Consider the following 1,235-nt stretch of genomic DNA (forward strand, 5'->3'; position numbering starts at 1 on the left):
GGCGGGCTCAAGCGGTCAGTGCATCACCGCTGTTCAGAAGGTCATAGTAGATCTCGGCTGAGCTGCGGTAGCCGTGGACTTTGCGTGGACGGTGGTTGAGCTCGTCGGCGATGGCGTCGAGGTCAGCCTGGGTGAATGTGCGGAGGTTGGCGCCTTTGGGGAGGTACTGCCGAAGGAGCCGGTTGGTGTTTTCGTTCGTGCCGCGCTGCCAGGGGCTACGGGGCTTGCAGAGGTAGATCGGAACGCCGGTCGCGGTGGTGATGGCCTTGTGCTCGGCCATCTCGCGGCCCCGGTCCCAGGTCAGCGTCCGCCGCAGCTGTGGCGGGATGGCAAGGAGCCGTCGGGTGAGGTGCGGGGCGACCTGCTCGGCCTTGATGCCCTCCGGCAGCGCGACGATCGCGGTGAAGCGACTGGTCCGCTCGACGAGCGTGGCGACCGCAGAGGGGCGTGTGCCCATCACCAGGTCGCCTTCCCAGTGACCCGGGACTTTGCGCTCTTCGACTTCGGCAGGGCGGGCGCTGATCGACACCATGTCGCGGATGACGCCCCTACCGGTTGGGTGAGCGGCGACCTTGGGGCGGCGCATGGGCCGGGCGGTGCGCAACTGCTGGGTGAGAGTGCGGTCGATCGCCTGCTGGCGGCGTGGATCGAACAGCGAAAGGTAGATCGCCTCGTGCGAGACCTGCATGGCTGCGTTGCCGGCGAACTGCCGGCGTAGCCACCCCGCGATCTGTTCGGGCGACCATCGACGGGCGAGCTTAGCCTCCACCACCGCACGCAGACCTGGCAGGAGGGCAAGTTTGGCCTGCTTGGGGCGGCGCCCACGCTCGTAAGCAGCCTCCTCGGCGGCTGCGGCCCGATAGCGGTCCCGGCCGCCATTGCGGGCAATCTCCCGAGAGATCGTCGACGAAGGCCTCCCGAGCCGCCCGGCCAGTTGCCGGGCGGACTCGCCTGCTGCGATACCGCGCGATATCTCCTCGCGCTCGATACCCGTCAGATGCCGCGCTGACCTCTGCCTCGGGACCAGGCGAACGCCGCCACTCTGGTACAGGAACTGCCGGACGTGGTGCATCGGCGCACCAAGCTCCCGCCCGATCAGGCTGAACGACTGCCCCTCACGCCAGCGTCGCCAGATCTCGTCCTGCTGAGCCACCGAAAACCCGTAATCACGCACCTGGACCTCCACAACCACATGATCATCCGTGGGGTGGTGCGTTGATCCCTTGAGCTCGCCA

1 protein-coding gene is annotated in these 1,235 nt (G+C 67.6%); it reads right to left on the bottom strand.

Features of this window, described 5'->3' with window-relative positions:
• Positions 1 to 7: 7 nt before the first annotated feature.
• The gene (locus ACWFQ8_RS33560; protein WP_453790044.1) at positions 8 to 1,174 is read right to left on the bottom strand and encodes an IS30 family transposase; all 1,167 of its coding nucleotides are present in this window, start codon (positions 1,172 to 1,174) and stop codon (positions 8 to 10) included.
• Between the last annotated feature and the right edge of the window lie 61 nt (positions 1,175 to 1,235).

The organism is Streptomyces sp. NPDC055254 (assembly GCF_053606025.1).